The sequence below is a fragment of the Lactococcus garvieae subsp. garvieae genome (genome assembly GCF_029024465.1).
Taxonomy (GTDB): domain Bacteria; phylum Bacillota; class Bacilli; order Lactobacillales; family Streptococcaceae; genus Lactococcus; species Lactococcus garvieae.
Genome location: NZ_CP118950.1, coordinates 1,054,413 through 1,071,590, shown reverse-complemented (window position 1 = coordinate 1,071,590; position 17,178 = coordinate 1,054,413). Strand labels below are relative to the sequence as shown.

The 17,178-nt window shown below is 37.3% G+C and carries 14 protein-coding genes and 4 pseudogenes; 13 read left to right on the top strand and 5 right to left on the bottom strand.

Going from position 1 to position 17,178, the window contains the following annotated elements; translation table 11 throughout:
- Positions 1-338: 338 nt before the first annotated feature.
- Both PYW30_RS05310 and PYW30_RS05305 read left to right on the top strand, forming a co-directional pair.
- Positions 339-728: a hypothetical protein gene (locus tag PYW30_RS05310; protein ID WP_042219800.1), complete on the top strand. Its 390-nt coding sequence runs from the start codon at positions 339-341 to the stop codon at positions 726-728.
- A 343-nt stretch (positions 729-1,071) separates the two neighbouring features.
- Positions 1,072-1,800 carry an alpha/beta hydrolase gene (locus PYW30_RS05305; protein WP_042219798.1) on the top strand — a complete coding sequence of 243 codons (729 nt, stop codon included), beginning with the start codon at positions 1,072-1,074 and terminating at the stop codon, positions 1,798-1,800.
- A 37-nt stretch (positions 1,801-1,837) separates the two neighbouring features.
- Here the strand turns inward: PYW30_RS05305 and PYW30_RS05300 are convergent, their stop codons facing one another.
- Positions 1,838-2,500, bottom strand: coding sequence for a lytic polysaccharide monooxygenase auxiliary activity family 9 protein (locus PYW30_RS05300; RefSeq protein WP_042219796.1), 663 nt, complete (start codon positions 2,498-2,500; stop codon positions 1,838-1,840).
- Between the two features lie 31 nt (positions 2,501-2,531).
- Positions 2,532-4,013, bottom strand: a complete 1,482-nt coding sequence (locus tag PYW30_RS05295; RefSeq protein WP_042219795.1) for a glycosyl hydrolase family 18 protein — start codon at positions 4,011-4,013, stop codon at positions 2,532-2,534.
- Positions 4,014-4,295: 282 nt separating this feature from the next.
- Here PYW30_RS05295 and PYW30_RS05290 point away from each other — a divergent pair, with 282 nt between their 5' ends.
- The 3 genes and pseudogenes from PYW30_RS05290 (at position 4,296) to PYW30_RS05280 (ending at position 9,317) form a co-directional block, all read left to right on the top strand.
- The gene (locus PYW30_RS05290; protein ID WP_042219793.1) at positions 4,296-4,781 is read left to right on the top strand and encodes a TspO/MBR family protein; all 486 of its coding nucleotides are present in this window, start codon (positions 4,296-4,298) and stop codon (positions 4,779-4,781) included.
- 370 nt (positions 4,782-5,151) lie between these two features.
- A pseudogene (gene nagE, locus PYW30_RS05285) lies at positions 5,152-7,119 on the top strand (N-acetylglucosamine-specific PTS transporter subunit IIBC).
- A 161-nt stretch (positions 7,120-7,280) separates the two neighbouring features.
- Complete coding sequence (locus tag PYW30_RS05280; RefSeq protein ID WP_042219790.1) at positions 7,281-9,317, top strand: copper-translocating P-type ATPase; 2,037 nt, start codon at positions 7,281-7,283, stop codon at positions 9,315-9,317.
- A 26-nt stretch (positions 9,318-9,343) separates the two neighbouring features.
- On the opposite strand, the gene PYW30_RS05275 is transcribed toward PYW30_RS05280, so the two are convergent.
- On the bottom strand, positions 9,344-9,793 hold the full coding sequence (locus tag PYW30_RS05275) for a GNAT family N-acetyltransferase (protein WP_042219789.1): 450 nt from the start codon (positions 9,791-9,793) through the stop codon (positions 9,344-9,346).
- A 463-nt stretch (positions 9,794-10,256) separates the two neighbouring features.
- On the opposite strand from PYW30_RS05275, the pseudogene PYW30_RS05270 reads away from it, so the two are divergent.
- Positions 10,257-10,625 (top strand): annotated as a pseudogene (locus PYW30_RS05270) (CAT RNA binding domain-containing protein); the annotation flags it as partial.
- On the opposite strand, the pseudogene PYW30_RS05265 reads toward PYW30_RS05270, so the two are convergent.
- A pseudogene (locus tag PYW30_RS05265) lies at positions 10,591-11,802 on the bottom strand (IS3 family transposase). The pseudogenes PYW30_RS05270 and PYW30_RS05265 overlap by 35 nt on opposite strands.
- Positions 11,803-11,973: 171 nt before the next feature.
- Here PYW30_RS05265 and PYW30_RS05260 point away from each other — a divergent pair.
- From PYW30_RS05260 to PYW30_RS05240, 5 genes and pseudogenes are all read left to right on the top strand, one after another.
- Complete coding sequence (locus PYW30_RS05260; protein ID WP_170238458.1) at positions 11,974-12,165, top strand: hypothetical protein; 192 nt, start codon at positions 11,974-11,976, stop codon at positions 12,163-12,165.
- A 128-nt stretch (positions 12,166-12,293) separates the two neighbouring features.
- Positions 12,294-12,868, top strand: a pseudogene (locus tag PYW30_RS05255) (ATP-binding cassette domain-containing protein); the annotation flags it as partial.
- A 398-nt stretch (positions 12,869-13,266) separates the two neighbouring features.
- A complete protein-coding gene (locus PYW30_RS05250) occupies positions 13,267-13,803 on the top strand; it encodes a hypothetical protein (protein WP_143467438.1) in 537 nt (178 codons plus the stop codon).
- 12 nt (positions 13,804-13,815) lie between these two features.
- Complete coding sequence (locus tag PYW30_RS05245; protein WP_255204093.1) at positions 13,816-14,415, top strand: DUF4097 family beta strand repeat-containing protein; 600 nt, start codon at positions 13,816-13,818, stop codon at positions 14,413-14,415.
- 13 nt (positions 14,416-14,428) lie between these two features.
- The gene (locus PYW30_RS05240) at positions 14,429-15,268 is read left to right on the top strand and encodes an undecaprenyl-diphosphate phosphatase (RefSeq protein WP_004257193.1); all 840 of its coding nucleotides are present in this window, start codon (positions 14,429-14,431) and stop codon (positions 15,266-15,268) included.
- Positions 15,269-15,375: 107 nt separating this feature from the next.
- On the opposite strand, the gene PYW30_RS05235 is transcribed toward PYW30_RS05240, so the two are convergent.
- Positions 15,376-16,014, bottom strand: a complete 639-nt coding sequence (locus PYW30_RS05235) for a YdeJ family lipoprotein (protein ID WP_042217720.1) — start codon at positions 16,012-16,014, stop codon at positions 15,376-15,378.
- Positions 16,015-16,226: 212 nt separating this feature from the next.
- On the opposite strand from PYW30_RS05235, the gene PYW30_RS05230 reads away from it, so the two are divergent.
- Positions 16,227-16,799 carry a TetR/AcrR family transcriptional regulator gene (locus tag PYW30_RS05230; RefSeq protein WP_014024790.1) on the top strand — a complete coding sequence of 191 codons (573 nt, stop codon included), beginning with the start codon at positions 16,227-16,229 and terminating at the stop codon, positions 16,797-16,799.
- Between the two features lie 19 nt (positions 16,800-16,818).
- A complete protein-coding gene (locus PYW30_RS05225; protein ID WP_042217723.1) occupies positions 16,819-17,178 on the top strand; it encodes an iron-sulfur cluster biosynthesis family protein in 360 nt (119 codons plus the stop codon).

The following is a 17,178-nucleotide window of genomic DNA, read 5'->3' as shown; positions in this document are numbered from 1 at the left end:
GAAACTATACTTGACTACTGAGAGATTCCCCAGAACTCTGTATCCCTTCATCCTCGCTTATTAGAATACCCATCACAGCGATTACTTACCGCCTGCTCGCTACTAAGAGCAGAGTAATCACGGTGGAAACAGCTAGTGAGTTGGAAGATTTGATACAGCTCGGGTCGCAGACTTATGAAGAAGACGAAGCAACAAGGAGAGTTAGCATATTCCTTTTGAGTCCATTCCTAAGAATAATTATTCTGGGAAACGTCACAATAGTCAAGTAAAACGATAACAATTGTTAGAAAATTGGGGTGAAAAATACCCATAAAATATATTATACGAGGAGATAACAAATGAAAAAATACCTATTATTTCTTGTAACTGGCCTTTCATTAATTGGGACTGTAGCTTGTACAAATCAAAAAACTACTGAAAAACCTAAAGAAAACCAATCTACTTCAACTCTTTCAGAAACAAAAGAAAATGAACAAAAGAGTTCACCATCTGAAAGCTCAAAAAGTGATACAAAAGATGGAGAAGAAAAAACATCTGAGTCTTCTAATCAATCCATCCGAACATCAGAAGGTAGCAAGTCGGAATTAGGACAAGCAAGAATTACATTGTTTCAAGAGGGTATCGATTCTTCTCGTCTATCTGACCAAGAAGTTCTAAAATTATGGGAGCAAGCAAAGGCGGATAAAACTAAATTCATTAAAAGCGTTAAAGAAAAGTTGAACCAGTAATTACAGAGATAAAAATTAAATTTGTATCTTATATTTTCTTCTATAATATAATTGTGAATATTTATAAGCAGAATTAAAGCATTCTCCTCATAAGAATGATAAAATAAGGATGGAATTGATGACAAAATAAATAAACAGAAATCGAGAGGCATGAGGCTTCTGTCCTCACTTGCAATAAAGGCTTTCGATAAACTATATATTTTAATTTATTTTTTCCTCAATGCAATTTTAAATAATGTTTAGAAGTCCTTTCTTTGAGGGCTTTTAGTTTGATTAAAATAGTTGAACAAAGCACTATAATTCACTAAAATAAAAAGAAAAACATTTTAAAAAGGAAAATCCAATGAAAAAATTCAAAAAAATAGGCCTCTGGGTTGTAAGTATTTTGCTGGTCCTTCTGGCTGCAGGATTTATCTACATAAAGTCCAGTACCTATCATCCTACTCCTCAAGCGGCAAAGAGTGCAAGTCAAGCCGAGAAGTTGGATAATGCTTTGGTCTTTAAAGGCAATCCAGATAAACCCAGTATCATCTTTTATCAAGGCGCTTTGGTGGACAATGCAAGCTATAGTATTTGGGCCAGTAAAGTAGCAGAAGCTGGATATTCTGTTTACCTTCTCAAAGAGCCTCTGAATCTTGCCATTTTTAATCCTGATCTGGCTGAGAAAGTAATCAAGGATGAACATCTCTCCCAATATATCGTTGGCGGTCATTCTCTAGGTGGAGTTATGGCCAGTCGCTTTGCAGCAGGCCATCAAGATAATTCAGCCTTAGAAGGTGTCTTTTTCCTGGCAAGTTATCCTGATCAAAAAGGAAGCTTGAAAGATTACAAGGGAAAAGTCTTATCCCTCGTAGGTTCAAAAGATGGTGTGCTCAACCAGTCTTCATATGAAAAGGCAAAAACCTATCTGCCACAACAAACGGTGAATGTAACACTGGATGGCGGTAATCATGCCGGGTTTGGCAGCTATGGTGCTCAAAAAGGTGATAATCAAGCGGACATCTCAAATGAGAAACAACAAGAAGAAATCGCCGCAGAACTCATCAAGTGGCTCCAAACATCCGAAAAGTAAAAAAGAACGCTTTGAGAAGTGTTCTTTTTCTTTCTGTTTATTCAACTGCAGCAAATGGTCCAAAGAGCATATTATTATTTTGGACATTGACGTCAATAACATTGTAGAAAGCATTTGGTGTATCAGCAACATCCCAAACAGCAAGGATGATATGGTAGCCTGAACGATTGCTTGGGACAGTGATAGAGTGTGTCAAGTTGTTAGAAGCAGTAGAGCCATCATGATTGACAGTACCAATGAGCTCTAACTCCGAACGTTTGAGTGGCGCATTTTGATCCCAACCTGTTTTGGTCATGTAATAGTGCCATTTGGTTGTTTTATGTGGTGCTGTATATTTCCACGTGAACTGATTGACACCAGTGTTTATTGTTGTTTTTTTCCAACGGTCGCTGGTTTGATTATCTAGGACAAAGTCAGCGATTTGTCCTAGACCGCCATTCGCTGAGGCGATGCGTCCATCTACAGGTCCGCTTTCAGGGAAACCTTTAGGGGCTTCAAGTGATTGAGGATTTGTGATGACATTTCCATAGAGATTATAAGCTGTTGTCCAGCCATATTTTTCATAATCAAGCTTTCCTTGATAACCACGTGCAGGAGGGCTCTCAACGTAACCGTGAGCCAAGACCGTTTTAGTATTGAAAGCCAATGAAGCGCCCAATACTCCTAAAGTGATTAAAAACCCAATAAACATTTTTTTCATAACTTTGCTCCTTTCTGCTTGTTAAAGCACATCATATTTCTTTCCAAGGACCGTAAGCACCTGACAAGTCAGGCTGATCACCCTTGGTCCACCATTTTGCTTCGTATTCTTTTCCATTGTAGTAGACGCGGTCACCCGTCCAATATTCTTTATCCTTGAGCCATGTATTTTCAGGAGTTACTGTGTCACCTGCCGTGCTAAAAGTCGTGCTTGCACTATCAGAACGAATGCCAGCATTATTGATTGCGACGACTTCAACGGTATAAGTCGTTGCAGCTTTAAGGCCTGAGATAGCTTGCAATCCATCTTTACTTGTATAAGTTTTTCCCCCAACTTTAATCTCGTAGTTGGCTATCCCAGATGTGTCTGTTGATTTTGCATGAATTGTAGCACTGGTTTCTGTAAGATCAGAAACTGTGATTATTGGAAGTGTTGGTTTTGCTTCATTTCCGCCCCCAGTGTCCCCAAAAAGCATTGGAGCATAGGTGTTGACGAAGGAATTGTTATAATTTACACCAGTTGCGTTCTTACCTGCATCCCAATTGACGGACCAGGTCATCAAGCCTTTGATTTCATTACCAGAAGCTTTTAGGCGTTTTAAGGCATTTTCGACCGCTTTAGGATTTTTGACGTAACCTGTTGCTGCCGCGTCCTCATTTGCAGGCAAGCCAATCACAAACTTGTTTGCTGGAATTTTGATGAAATTATCGGTTCCAGTGACGAGACGGTGTGTTAAGCCATAGAGGAAGGCTTCTTTTTGCTCGTCGTTGGATTGGGAAATCCACATGTTTAAGTCAGAATCCCAAAATCCATCGCCGCCTTGGTTGTAGTATTGAGGATTAATATAATCGTAATCACCTTCTAAACCATTGATATAAGGCGCATACTTCCCTGTAGTCGTAAGATAAGGAAATTCTGGTGCCATCGTAATCATAAAGTTCTTACCTTGTTGACGATAATGTGCTTTAACTTTCCGTAAAGCTGACGGGATGACGGTATTATTGTCAGCTGCATCAATAGCAGATTGCTCTAAATCAATATCCAAACCGTCAAAGCCATAAGTATCAACAAGGCGGATAATCTCATTCACAAAGTCATCCTCTTGCGCTTTAGTAAGTTCAATGTGAGCGTCCGCACCTCCTAGTGCAATTAATACAGATTTACCTTCTGCATTGAGTTTTGCAACCTCAGCTCTGAATTCAGCATCGGTCTTATTATAAGGTTTAAATGTTGGAAGTGTACTTCCTTGAGGAGTTTTCATGAAAGATACGTTAATAACATTGTATCCGTCTTGTGTCTGTGAAAGGTCAAAATCAACAGAGGTTCCGTATTTATAACCATCTTTACCTGTTGATTTCCAATTGTGCCAATAACCGACTAAAACCTTATCGGTGGGATTGACCATTTCATCGGCGGCATCTGCTTGAGCATGCGCACCAGTAAAACCAAGTGTAGCCAAGGCAAATGTCGCTATGGCTATCTTTAAGTAACGTGTGTTTCCATTTTTGATCATAGTTCCTCCTGTTGGTGGTAAGACTATGTCCGGACTAATCATGTAAGCGCTATAATTATTATAACAATTTTTAATTTTCGATTCAATTAAAAAGGAAATTTAAAAAATAAAAATAAGGTAATGCCAAAGGAAGATACAGAGTAAAGAGTATAAATAAAGCTTTCTAGGCAACCCAACATAGGCAAAATTTGCAAACGAATAACTGCCTTTAAAAGAGGGGATGTGTTAAAATTAAGAAAATACTAAAGAAAACGGTTAACTTAGAAAAAGAGGAGGAGCATTATGAAACATTCTAATAAACTAAAACCTATATTACTTGCTGGGTTGTTTATCATTGTGGTAGAAGCAATTGGGAGTTTATCAGGTATTTTAGCTGGTGATATCAAATCAATTTATAACAATTTACAACTTCCCCCATTGGCGCCACCAGATTATCTGTTTGGTATTGTTTGGCCAATTCTCTATGCCTTGATTGCTGTAGCAGGTTTTATAGTTTTTCAAAATTTAAAATTAAGAAAGAGTGAAGCTCAGCCTGCCCTCATGCTTTATGTTATCCAGCTATTCCTCAACTTTATCTGGAGTATCATCTTTTTCAAAGGTTATTTCTGGTTTGGCGTGCTCGTTATTTTTGTTCTTGATATTGTGGTCTATCTCTGTATTAAGAAATTTTTCAAAATTAATCAATGGTCAGGAATCCTACTCTTGCCCTACTTTGTCTGGATACTCTTTGCGACTTATTTGAGTTTGGCTGTTGCTATTTTGAATTAGAGAGCATTGAAGAAGACTGTTGATGAGAAACTTTATGATGCAAAGTCTAAAGGCAAAAATCAAGTCCTATATTAACAGGTCATAAACCCCTCCACATATATAGTCCCCAAAATCACCAAGAAGATGTTAAAATAATACTGTACAAATAAATTTACTTCTATTAAGTGAAAATATCCTAAATTTTAACAGGTTGAAGACGTAACGAAAACAAGGCGATTGTGTAAGCATTGGCAATAGCCTTTTTATATGTCAACCAAAGTTAACTCTTACCTTTAGTGAAATAAGAAGTAGTGATACGAAGACTTAAAAGTAGAGATTTTGGTACGTGCCATTTTGGTAAATTATTTAATTTTCTATTCTTGGAGGATTTATGAAAGAATACATGCAGAAGATGGGCCGATCGCTCATGCTTCCGGTTGCGACTTTACCTGTTGCAGCTTTATTTACGGGGATTGGGGATTGGATCGATCCTACAGGCTGGGGCGCCAATAATGTATTGGCAGCCTTTATGATTCAAGCCGGACAAACGATTCTGAATAACTTAGGCTTACTCTTTGCTGTTGGACTGGCCTTTGGAATGTCCAAGGACAAAGACGGTTCCGCAGCTCTGGCTGGGGTAGTGTCTTTCCTTGTGCCTATGACCTTACTCAATCCTGATTCTGTGGCGCTTTTGCAAAGAATCGATGTCGAAAAAGTGAATACTGCATTCACAAAGATTAATAACGGGAACGTTTTTATAGGGATTTTAGCGGGTCTCATCGCAGCGGCAGTCTATAATAAGTTCAGCAATACGAAATTGCCGATGGCCTTGTCTTTCTTTAGTGGACGTCGTTTAGTGCCCATACTTACTGCGGTTATCATGGCTGCACTTTCAGCTGTTTTACTTTTCCTTTGGCCAGCTGTTTTCGGAGGCTTAACCACTTTTGGTAAAGCTATTGTTAACCTTGGTCCTTTAGGAGCTGGGATTTACGGTTTCTCGAACCGCTTGTTAATTCCCACAGGTATGCACCACGCGCTCAATAATGTTTTCTGGTTTGATGCTGCGGGTATTAATGACATTGGTAATTTCTGGAAAAACGTAGGAACTCAAGGGATTACGGGTCGTTATCAAGCAGGTTTCTTCCCTATCATGATGTTTGGTTTGCCTGCAGGGGCATATGCTATTTATCGTAATGCACGTCCCGAAAAGAAAAAAGCGACGGCTTCACTTATGCTTGCTGCCGGATTTGCTTCATTTTTCACTGGTGTAACTGAACCATTGGAATTCTCTTTCATGTTTGTGGCTTGGCCACTTTATGTTGTGCATGCAGTATTAACAGGGATTTCGATGTTTATTGCCGCGCTTTTCCATTGGACTGCTGGCTTTAACTTTTCAGCAGGTCTCATCGACTTCATCTTGAGCTTACGCGTGCCTATTGCGAATCAACCTTATATGCTTCTCGTGCTCGGTTTGGTTATGGCAGTCGTTTATTACTTTACTTTTGACTTTGTCATTAAGAAATTTAACATGATGACACCAGGTCGTGAAGAAGGCGGTGAAGGGGAAGAAGATCCAGATTTATCTTCTGCAGATGAAAAATTTGCTTACCTTGCCGGCCGTATTTATCAAGGTCTTGGCAAAGATAATCTTAAAACTGTGGACAATTGTACGACACGATTACGTTTGACTGTCGAAAATTCTGACTTAGTGAATCAAGCTGCAATCAAAGCAACTGGTGTACCTGGAGTGCGGGTTTTAGATAAGAAGAATGTCTAAGTCATCGTAGGGACAGAAGTCCAATTTGTAGCAGATGAATTGAAAAAAATTCAACAAACAGGAGAAGTTCCGGATCCTATTGTAGAAACAGCAAAAGAGGTTGTTCAGTCAGAAACTAAAGCAATTACGCAAGAAATATTTGCTGTGGCAACAGGTAAAATTATGCCAATCACGGAAGTACCGGATCAAGTTTTCTCAGCCCAAATGATGGGAGATGGCTTTGCGATATTACCAACAAAAGAAGAAGTATTTGCACCACTCTCAGGTAAAATAACAAATATCTTCCCAACTAAACATGCGATGGGGATTCAAACAGAATCAGGCTTAGAAGTTCTTTTACATATGGGCTTAGATACGGTTGAACTCAAGGGCGAACCATTTAAGTTGGCTGTTTCTGAAGGACAAGTGCTTAAAAAAGGAGATAAGATTGCGGATATGGATCTGCAAAAAATTAAAGCTGCAGGTAAAGGAACAGAAATTATTGTTGCTTTTACAAATGCGGAGCGCTTAGAAAATATCAACCTTACAAAAACGGGGAATGTCATTGCCAACCTGGTGATTGGTCAAGTGACAAGTAAATAAAGAGAGAAGTGGAATTATTTCCACTTTTTATTTTACGCAAAACAGAAGGAGGGAGCTTCCTCTTTCGAAATTTTTCAGTTTTTACTTGACTTTATAAGTTTACATATGTAAACTATAGGTGTAGAGTTATTAAAAGAACAGAAAAATTTAAGGAGGTTGAGATGAAAGATGTACATAAAGAGCATATGCATCACGAGATGCATGATATGGCAGAAATGGATCAACATGACGGACACGATATGATGAACCATGGAGGGCATATGATGCACATGGGTAATATGGGCAAGAAGCTAAAGGTCAGTATTGCGCTCATGGTGCCTTTGCTTGCTATTTCAAGTATTGCCGGATTTCAGCTGATTAGCTTTCAAGGCGATTCGATTGTCAGACTTATTTTAGGATCTATCATTTTCTTCTATGGTGGCACTCCTTTCTTTAGCGGCGCACGTGGCGAATTCCAATCCCGGAAACCGGCGATGATGATGCTCATTACGATGGGGATTGTCGTGGCTTATGCTTACTCTGTTTATGCTACGGTCTTATTATGGACAGGTGGGGAGGCAATGGACTTTTGGTTTGAGCTCTCGACCCTGATTGTTATCATGCTGGCAGGTCATATTATAGAGATGCGGGCAGTGAGTCGTGCAGGCGATGCTCTTAAGGACCTCGCATCCCTCATTCCTAAAAAAGCACATCTGAAAGAGGGAAAAGATGTAGCCATCTCTGAGCTTCAAGTGGACGATATTCTTCTCGTAAAAGAAAACGAACGTATTCCAGCTGATGGTATTGTGACATCAGAAACGACTCATTTGTCTATTGATGAATCGATGATCACAGGTGAATCGCGTTTGGTCGCAAAAGAAGCAGGAGATACAGTTTACGGTGGTTCTCTAAACCAGAACCTCCCTTTTGAAATGAAAGTGACTTCACTAGGAAAAGATTCTCTTCTGGCGCAAATTGCGCAATTGGTAGAGAAGGCGCAAAAGCAAAAATCTGCCAGTGAAAACTTAGCAGATCGTGTGGCAGGTTGGCTTTTCTGGGCAGCATTGAGCGTGGGTCTTGCTTCCTTTATCATTTGGACGATGACTTCTTCATTGAGCTTTGCGCTCATGACTGCGGTATCCGTCTTTGTCATTGCTTGTCCTCATGCTTTAGGTTTGGCTGTACCTTTAGTCGTGGCACGCTTAACCAACCTTTCGGCTAAAAATGGTTTATTGATTCAAAATCGTACCTCCCTTGAATCTATTAGTAAAATAAAATATGCGCTGATGGATAAAACCGGTACATTAACAGACGGAAAATTTAGTGTACGTCAAGTTGTTGATTTGGCTAAGGATGATAAGGTAGATATACTACAAGTTATGGCCGCATTAGAAAGTGGCTCAACACACCCTATTGCCCTCTCCATTGTCAATGCTGTTGACGATTTGAAGTTACAAGCAGAAAATCTGGAAAACCTTCCTGGTGTGGGCTTGAAAGGGACAGTCCAAGGGAAAAATTACAGTATCGTTTCTTACGCTTACCTCAAAGAAAATGACATCACGATTGATGAAGCAGAAGTCCAAAAGGTTTTTGATCAAGGCTTAACGGTTTCCTTCCTCGTTTCGGATAAAACACTTTACGGCTTTGTTGCTTTAGGTGATTCACCAAAAGAAGATGCGAAATTCTTTATTGAAGAGTTGAAAAAACGTGATATCACACCTGTAATGCTGACCGGAGATAATGAAGCCACCGCAGCAAAAATTGCAAAAAATCTTGGTATTGCTGAATACCGTGCGGAATTAAAGCCAGAAGATAAAGCAAATATTGTTCAAAATTATCAAGAAAAAGGCGGTGTTCTCTTTATCGGTGATGGTGTCAATGACTCGCCTGCGCTTGCTACAAGTGATCTCGGCATTGCGATCGGAGGTGGAACATCTGTCGCCATCAATACAGCAGATGTTGTCTTGGTCAATTCACATCCGAGTGATGTTTTAGCACTGATTGAGATTGCAAAACGCTCTAATCGCAAAATGAAACAAAATCTTTGGTTTGGGGCAGGATATAATATCATTGCCATTCCTGTTGCGGCAGGAATTCTTTACCCAACCTTTGGTATCTCTATTGATCCACTGGCAGCTGCAGTATTGATGAGCATCTCAACTGTGGTTGTCTCAATCAATGCGATGGGACTAAAATATGAAAGACCACAAGAAAAATAAAAAAACTCCTAATTAGGAGTTTTTTTTTAGGTTTGGTAAGAATACATACGTAATCTCTCGTCCTCATCTTCAGCTTGAACAAAGCCAATAAATTCCCAATCGTAGCGTTCATAAAGATGAGTATGGTTAGTGACAAGATAGAGCTTGTGAATTCCTTGCGTCTTCATATCATCACAAGCTTCTTGCAGTAACTTTTCCGCAATCCCTTGTCTTCGGAAGTCTTTTTCCACATACAAAGCACAAATATTAGGGGATAAATCCTTACGATTATGGAAATCATTTTCAATAATTCCAAGGCCGGCAATAATTTCTGACTCATGTATCATCACATACCATTGAGGAATGGTTTCTGAGCCATGAAGGCAAGCCTCCATGCTTTCTTGATAGGCAGAAAGAGGAATCTCCCATTTATGGTGAAACCAGTTTGCAGCTTGTTCAAGCTTTTCCTCATGGTCGCGGAGCTTTATAATTTGCATGTGATCCTTTCCCTTCGCTCTATTTTTAACTTATTTTATCATATCTTTTGAAATTATTGCCTCACACTTGTCAGCAAATATTTTATATGGCATATATTATCATATTGTACAATATATAATATCTTGAACATGATATTGAGACCTCTTTTCTCGGTGTTAGAGCTTATTTGGCCAATCTTACTGTCAAGAAACATCTAATGTCTGCACCTCTTTTGACTCCGTTTGTTATAACAAGGACAATATTCAGTATTTTCTTACAAGTGTTTATGTAACCGTTGACAAATAATGTTGTATGTGATAGACTCTATGTGTAAGTAAGAGAAAAACTAAGGGTAACCATGTAGTTACTCTTTGGGTAATGTAACTGATAAGCAGGCAGGACTCAGATCATATAGTAAATGAAATCCGTTAACACGGTTGCTTTACTATACGGTCTGAGTTTTTTTCTGGAAAGGAGTAAATGTTGAAGGTTAAAAAGATATTAAATAATAATGTTGCAATTATTGATAAGGGTGGTCATGAATCAATCATATACTCATCTGGAATTTCTTTTAAAAAAAAGGTTGGCCAACCAATTATAGATTCTGAGATTGAAAAAGTATATGTACTTGATTCTAAAGATCGGTTAGAACATTTTAGTTATCTAATGAGTCATTCTGAGGAACGAATGATTTGCCTTGTTAATAGCTTAGTTGAATACGGGGAAAAAAACTTAGGTCAAAAAGCAAATGATTATTTATATTTGGCTTTACTGGATCATATTACTTTTGCTTGGAAAAGGGGAACGAAGGAACAGTTCATTCGCAGTCCATTATCTTGGGAAGTACAAAAATTGGACTAATGTCAAATAATTGGACATAAAATGAGCTATATTTTCTTAAAATATTTTTCTTCCTTCTGATTTGGAGTTAAACCATTGTTGGCAGAATGAGGATTATAGTTGTTGTAGAATTGTTCGATGTATTCAAAGCAAGAGAGTTGAACCTCTTGAATGGTGTGATAAGTTCTTCGATTAATTTCTCTTTGTTTAAGGTACTTGAAAAAGACCTCAGTTACGGCATTATCATAAGGATACCCAGGTTTAGAGTAAGAAGCAAGTAACTGATGCTCATCTAATATTTTTCTAAAGGAAGCTGATTTAAATTGACTCCCTTGATCTGAATGAAAAATAATTGGTTCCTTAGGTTTTCTCTTATTTATAGCCATCTCTAGGGTGTCACAAGCAAGTTTAGCATCAATCTTATCACTTACTTTCCAAGCGATGCATTTTCTAGAGTAGAGGTCAAGAATGGCGCAGAGATAAACGTGACGCTTAGGTCCTATAGAAATATAAGTGAAATCAGTTGTCCAAACTTGATTCGGGGACTTCGGATTAAATTCTTGTTTAAGGAGATTATCAGAAGAAAATGCAGGAGAGTGTTTTGATTTAACCCGAGGTTTAATGGTCGACATTTTAGGGAGTGTCATAGACTTGAGAAGTCGTAAGATACGGCCTTCAGAAATATTAACGCCATAATCACGCAGAAGAATGATTTTAAAAGCTCTCGTTCCAATTCTTTTCTTAGCTTTCATATAAATCTCAAGGAGTAATTTTCTCAAGCGTTGATTTTCTATTTCACGCTTCGAAGGCTTCTTGTTAATGAAGTTATAGTAGGTGGAACGATTGACATGTAAAACACGACAGAGCATAACTGTCGTGTGTTCAAATCGGAGTCTATAGACTGCTTTTAATCTCACTTGGAGTTTTGCATGAATATGGCACTCGCTTTTTTTAAGATCAGATTTTCTTCCTCAAGTTGTGCATTCCTTTTTTGTAATTCTTGAATCTGTTTGGCAGTCAACACCGTATTATCTTCAAGACGAACTTGAGAGTACTGCTTAATCCATTTTGCAAGAGCAGAGACGGAGACGCCATAGTCTCTACAGAGTTCGGATTGAGTTTTACCTGTTTGATAGAGGTTGACGAGAGATTGTTTGAATTCCTCGTCGTAACGTTTAAAGCCTGACATAAAAGTCCTTTCATTTTTGTGTCTTCTTAGACAGATTATAACACACATATTTGTGTCTACTTTTATAGTATAGCTCCACTCAAAAAACAAATTAAAGACCTTGAAATTCAAAAGTCAGAAGAGCTTAAATTACTTAAAACAACAGAGAGCAACGTTCAAAATATACAAGATTTGGTTACGGAAGAAGAAAGCAAACTTGAGAATTACAAGCAAGAAATAAAGTATTATGTAAAGCTTGAATCTGACAATAAGACTTTGACACAAAACTTGGGAAAGACAGCGGATAAACTTAATACCGTAAAGGAAGAACTTAAAAAGATTAATAGTGTTGGTTGGTTTAAGCGAGCATTTAAATTATGGTAATGGAAATAGCAAAAAAATATGAGCTATAAATAATTAGATAAATTATGTGCTTCTCAAACTTGAAAAATCACTTTAGTATTTTGAGTATGAATGTAAATCTTAATAATCCAAAAAGCAACGTGTTGAATCAGAAGTTTGCACTGGGATGTGCTATTGTCCGTGATGCTAAGGTTTTTCCTCATGGACGAGCCATTGTCGAACTTAGATGCAAAACTACGTGTCTCTATGCGTACGGAAATTGCGAAAATCCATCGTCGAATCGGGGCAACAACAATTTATGTCACTCATGATCAGATAGAGGCAATGACTTTTGTGGATCGTATTGCTATTATCAGCTAATGGTAATAAAGTTTCTAGTTTATCAGGGTTTGAATTTGCATTGCCTGAAGGTCAAGAAAAAATATTGAAAAGCCAAGAATATGATGGAAAAAAAGTCTGGTTAGGTGTTTGGCCAGAAGATATTTCAGCTGGGACTTTGCAAGAAGATGCGTATCCCTATTCTCAAGTTGAAACTAAAGTCGTTGTTTCGGAATTATTAGACCCTGAGACAATGATGTTTCTGAGGAAGAATGATATTGAATTTGTCTCACGTGCAAAAGCAAGTGATTTCCGTGAACCTGGGAATAAAATTGTGGTTACGATGAATTTAAATAAAGCTCATTTCTTTAATAAGGATACAAATGAGCGTATTTCTGAGAAATAATAAGCAATTTGGATGCAGAAACATCCTTTTGTTATTGGTAAATTATGATAAAAGTGTATTAGATATACGAGAGGGTATGAAATGTTGAAATGAGAATTATTGAATCAGTTAGGCAAGCCGGTTAAGGGTAAAATTGACCATGAGAAAGAAACTAAACCTTTATTCGGTGGGATTATAATGCTTATTTCTTTTGCGGTTGCACCAAAAATTGCGATCTCACTCTTAGATATGGCCAAAAATAATATGAATAAGTTCTTTTATTTTGGTTAATTCAGAAAAAATTCTTCCGATATTATATTGGGATAATTTTTTCTGAATTAACCAAAGTCCTAAATCTAAAATGATATAATTGATTGAATAAATAAAAAAACTTTTTTATGGGAAGGCGATTTAATAAGTTGAATGATTTAAGAAAACTTGAGAATCTTGAAAAAGAAATTTATTATTTTGAGAAAATGTTGAAAGAAAATGATTCAAGTGATCATTTGAAAAAATACTATAAAGAGATATTACAGGAAATAAATGAAGAAGTAAGGAGCTTGAAAAAAACTTTGGATGTCTCGGTTGTTGAAAATAAAATAACAACTTACAATGGTTTGAACGAATTATTTGAATCATTTCCTGAGAATAGAAGAAGAAAAGTTAACAAGATCATGCAACGAGGAGATTATTTTAATCTCGTGTATAATCTAAAAGAAGAGAAGATGACAAATCAAAAAAAGAATGAAATAGTTTACTCAACTATTCCATATGATACTGGAAGAAATACCCCCATAGAAGAAATTCCAAATTTATATAGGGAGAGGAAAGGCGGGAAAATTAAGTTTACGGTTGAAAAGACAATTAAAGGGAAACGTTTTAGAAAAAGATTTGATGAAATTAATCTTGCTATTGATTATCTTAATAAATTAAAACAATCTACCTCTGTAAAATAGAACAACTAATTTATAGAGTGGGATCATAGGTATTTAGAAAAAAGCGCCTTTGACTTCAATTTAGGTCTTAATTTTGGTAAAATGGGTCAGGAAAAAATAATTGTAACTGTACCAGAAGATATGGATTTCCAAAAAATTATTATTGACGGTACGTCGGGACAAAAAACTTTACGTGACTTGAAAGTTGAAAGCCTCAAAATCAATCTTCGAGATGGAGGTCTTGCCTTAGAAAAAGTTAAAGGAAACCAGCTCACCATGAATATTAGTGATGCTGCGTGGCAGTTGCGAGATGTGACTTTGTCGGGGCATTTGAAAGTAACTTCTAATGACGGTGCGTCTGTTTTAAAACGTGTAACAGCACAAAGTATGGATTTTGCTTCAAATGATGGTGCAACTATTTTTGAAAATCTTCGTCTGAAAGAGCGCAGCAAAATTGTTAAAAAAGATGGTCAATTGAAAATGATAAACAGTCAATGGCCAGGCTTAAATGCAGAGGCAGAAGAACTTTATGTAAATCATGTCAAAAAAGAGTTTCCTTATCAGACAGGAAATCAAGAGAAAGCTTTGACGGTTGAAGTTACAGATGGCAGTTTCTACCTCATTAATGAATAGGATATAAGGAAAAATGGATTTAAATTTTATTGAACTTTTGAAAATTATTTTTCTCGGCATCGTCGAGGGAATTACAGAGTGGTTACCTGTATCAAGTACAGGGCATATGCTTTTAGTGGATGCCTTCATTCATACCGACATGACACAATCTTTCAAAGATATGTTCTTTGTCGTCATTCAATTAGGCGCAATTATTGCGGTTATTGTGGAATTCTGGTCACAGATGAATCCTTTTGTTAATGTTGAAGGTAAAGGTGTGCGCATCAAACGCTCTGTCTTTAACATGTGGGTTAAGGTTGTCGTTGCCTTCCTTCCGTCTGCTGTATTTGGCTTATTCTTGAATGATTTCTTAGAAGAAAATTTCGGGACACCATTGACAATTGCCATTATGCTGATTGTCTATGGTATCGCCTTTATCGTGATTGAACGTTGGAATAAAACACGTGTACCAAAAATCAATACAATGAAAGAAATCACCTATCAAACTGCACTGATCATCGGGATGTTCCAAGTTCTCTCAATGATTCCAGGTACATCTCGTTCAGGCGCAACAATTATTGGTGCTTTGCTCATCGGTGTCTCACGTGTCGTTGCTGCTGAGTTTACTTTTTTCCTTGCAGTACCAACTATGCTTGGTGCCTCAGCCTTCAAACTCTTGAAATTCGGCCTTCACTTTAGTCTCTCAGAAGTGATTGCCCTTATCGTTGGAATGGTTGTTGCTTATGTTGTATCTATCTTCGTTATTAAATTCTTGATGAATTACATCAAACGCCGTGACTTCCAAATATTTGGTTGGTACCGTATTGCACTTGGGATTATCGTTATCCTCTTCATCCTTGTTGGGGTAATTTAAAACACATATCAGAAAAACCTACTCCGCTTAAGGTATATGGCCTTAAACAGAGTAGGTTTTTGTTTTGGGATTTTTTAAAGCTGAGATAGAAACAAAAATTTCCATTTTTATTTTATTTGTATTTTGGAAATAATTTGAGCAGCTTCCTGATCATATGAAACAGGGATGTCTAGTTCCTGCCTGCTGTCTAGTAATTTTTGAGATTCCTTCTCAACCCATGAAGGATCTTTAAGGTATCTTTCATCTTGATAATGGTTAGGATCTTTATAAAAATTTATTGAACCATCATGATTAGAGCTATAAGTAATAATTGTTGTCCCAGCCATTGTATTATCTTTGCTAAAGGATAAAGTGACAGTTTCTTGAGGAATAATTACAGAGCCTTTAAAAGGGAAAACCTGGTGATTTTGTCCATTTTTAGTAACATCAATAGACACAGGTTGATAATCACCTTTATAATAATGAATTATTGCCTCTGTGACGCGCGCATATTCAATTTGTTCGGCAGTATAACCTTCAAAAGAAGGAGATGTAGTTTGTGCCGTTTCTTTTGAAGGTGTATCTGTGGAAGAAACAGTACTTTCGCTAGTGCTTGACGAACGAGATTCTGCTGAGTTTTTTGAAGTTTTTGTGACACTCGAGTCTTGATTATTTTCAATTTGAGTGTGCTTTTTTGTTGTGTCAGAACACCCACTTAGTGCAAAAATACTTATTAATGCAGTAGAGAAAAGTAATGTTTTTTTCATAAAACCTCCAATATAGTTTTAATATCCAATATATACTTAGTATAACAAATTATAAACATTTTTAATATCCTCATCTATTATAACTATTTTTAATTGAGTAAAAATAAATCCTAAGAAACAAAAATTTCCAGTTCAATTATTTGGTCAAGGCACCATAATTTGGTATATTAATATTGTACCAAGCGGTAGGTAAAATGATTGGAGCGTGTAAAGTGTCAGAAGCAAAAGAAAAAATCATTGAGAGCAGTAAAAAACTTTTTTGTCAAAGAGGATATGCCTCAACTTCTATCCGAGATATTCTCGAGGACTCGGGTACTGGAAAAGGACAACTTTATCATTATTTTTTATCAAAAAAAGAAATCTGCTTAGAAGTGATTCGTTCTCACAGTAACGACTGGGAAACACAATGTTTTGATCCTCTATTGCGCCAGATGGAGGACCCCAAACAAGCTTTGCTTGCAATGCTAAACTGGGAAATTCAGGTGCATGAGGATGAAACACAACATTATGGTTGTGCTGTAGGAAACCTCGTCGTTGAACTTGGCGCGAGTGAGGATAAAGATTTTCGTGAGTTGTTGGGACAGCTCATGGAGACGTGGACAGCATTGATTCAAGCGAGGATTATGGAAATCACAGGTTGGACTCAAGCGCGTTCTAAAACGCAAGCTCAGCATATCATCTCAACGATACAGGGGAGTCTCTTGCTACTGAAACTTACACAAGACTGGTCAGTTTTTGAAAACGGCTTGGATCAATTAGGAAAAGAAATTAAGGCACTTGCTTAAACCATAGGAGGAAACAAGCATGAAAATTATATTTGACAAAACAGTAAGCGAAAAATTAGAAAAATTTGAAAATGCAGATTTTGTATTGGATTTCGACCACGAGTTAAGTGAAAAGAATGAAGCTATTGACGCATGTGCGGGCGGCATCTCACGTTACCGTATCCTTGCTATAGACAAAGGCAAGTTGCCAGAGGCTTTTGATGCACATATGGATTCAGAATTTGGCCCTGTTTACTTCAAAAAATGGGGAGAAATGTTCTGGAGTGCCCAAGATTTACATGCTAAAGTAGAAGGCAGCTACAACCTTATTGCTTTGAAAACAGACGGAGAATATTTGAGCCACAATCTTCTCATCGTAGACTATAGAGGAAAGCTTTAA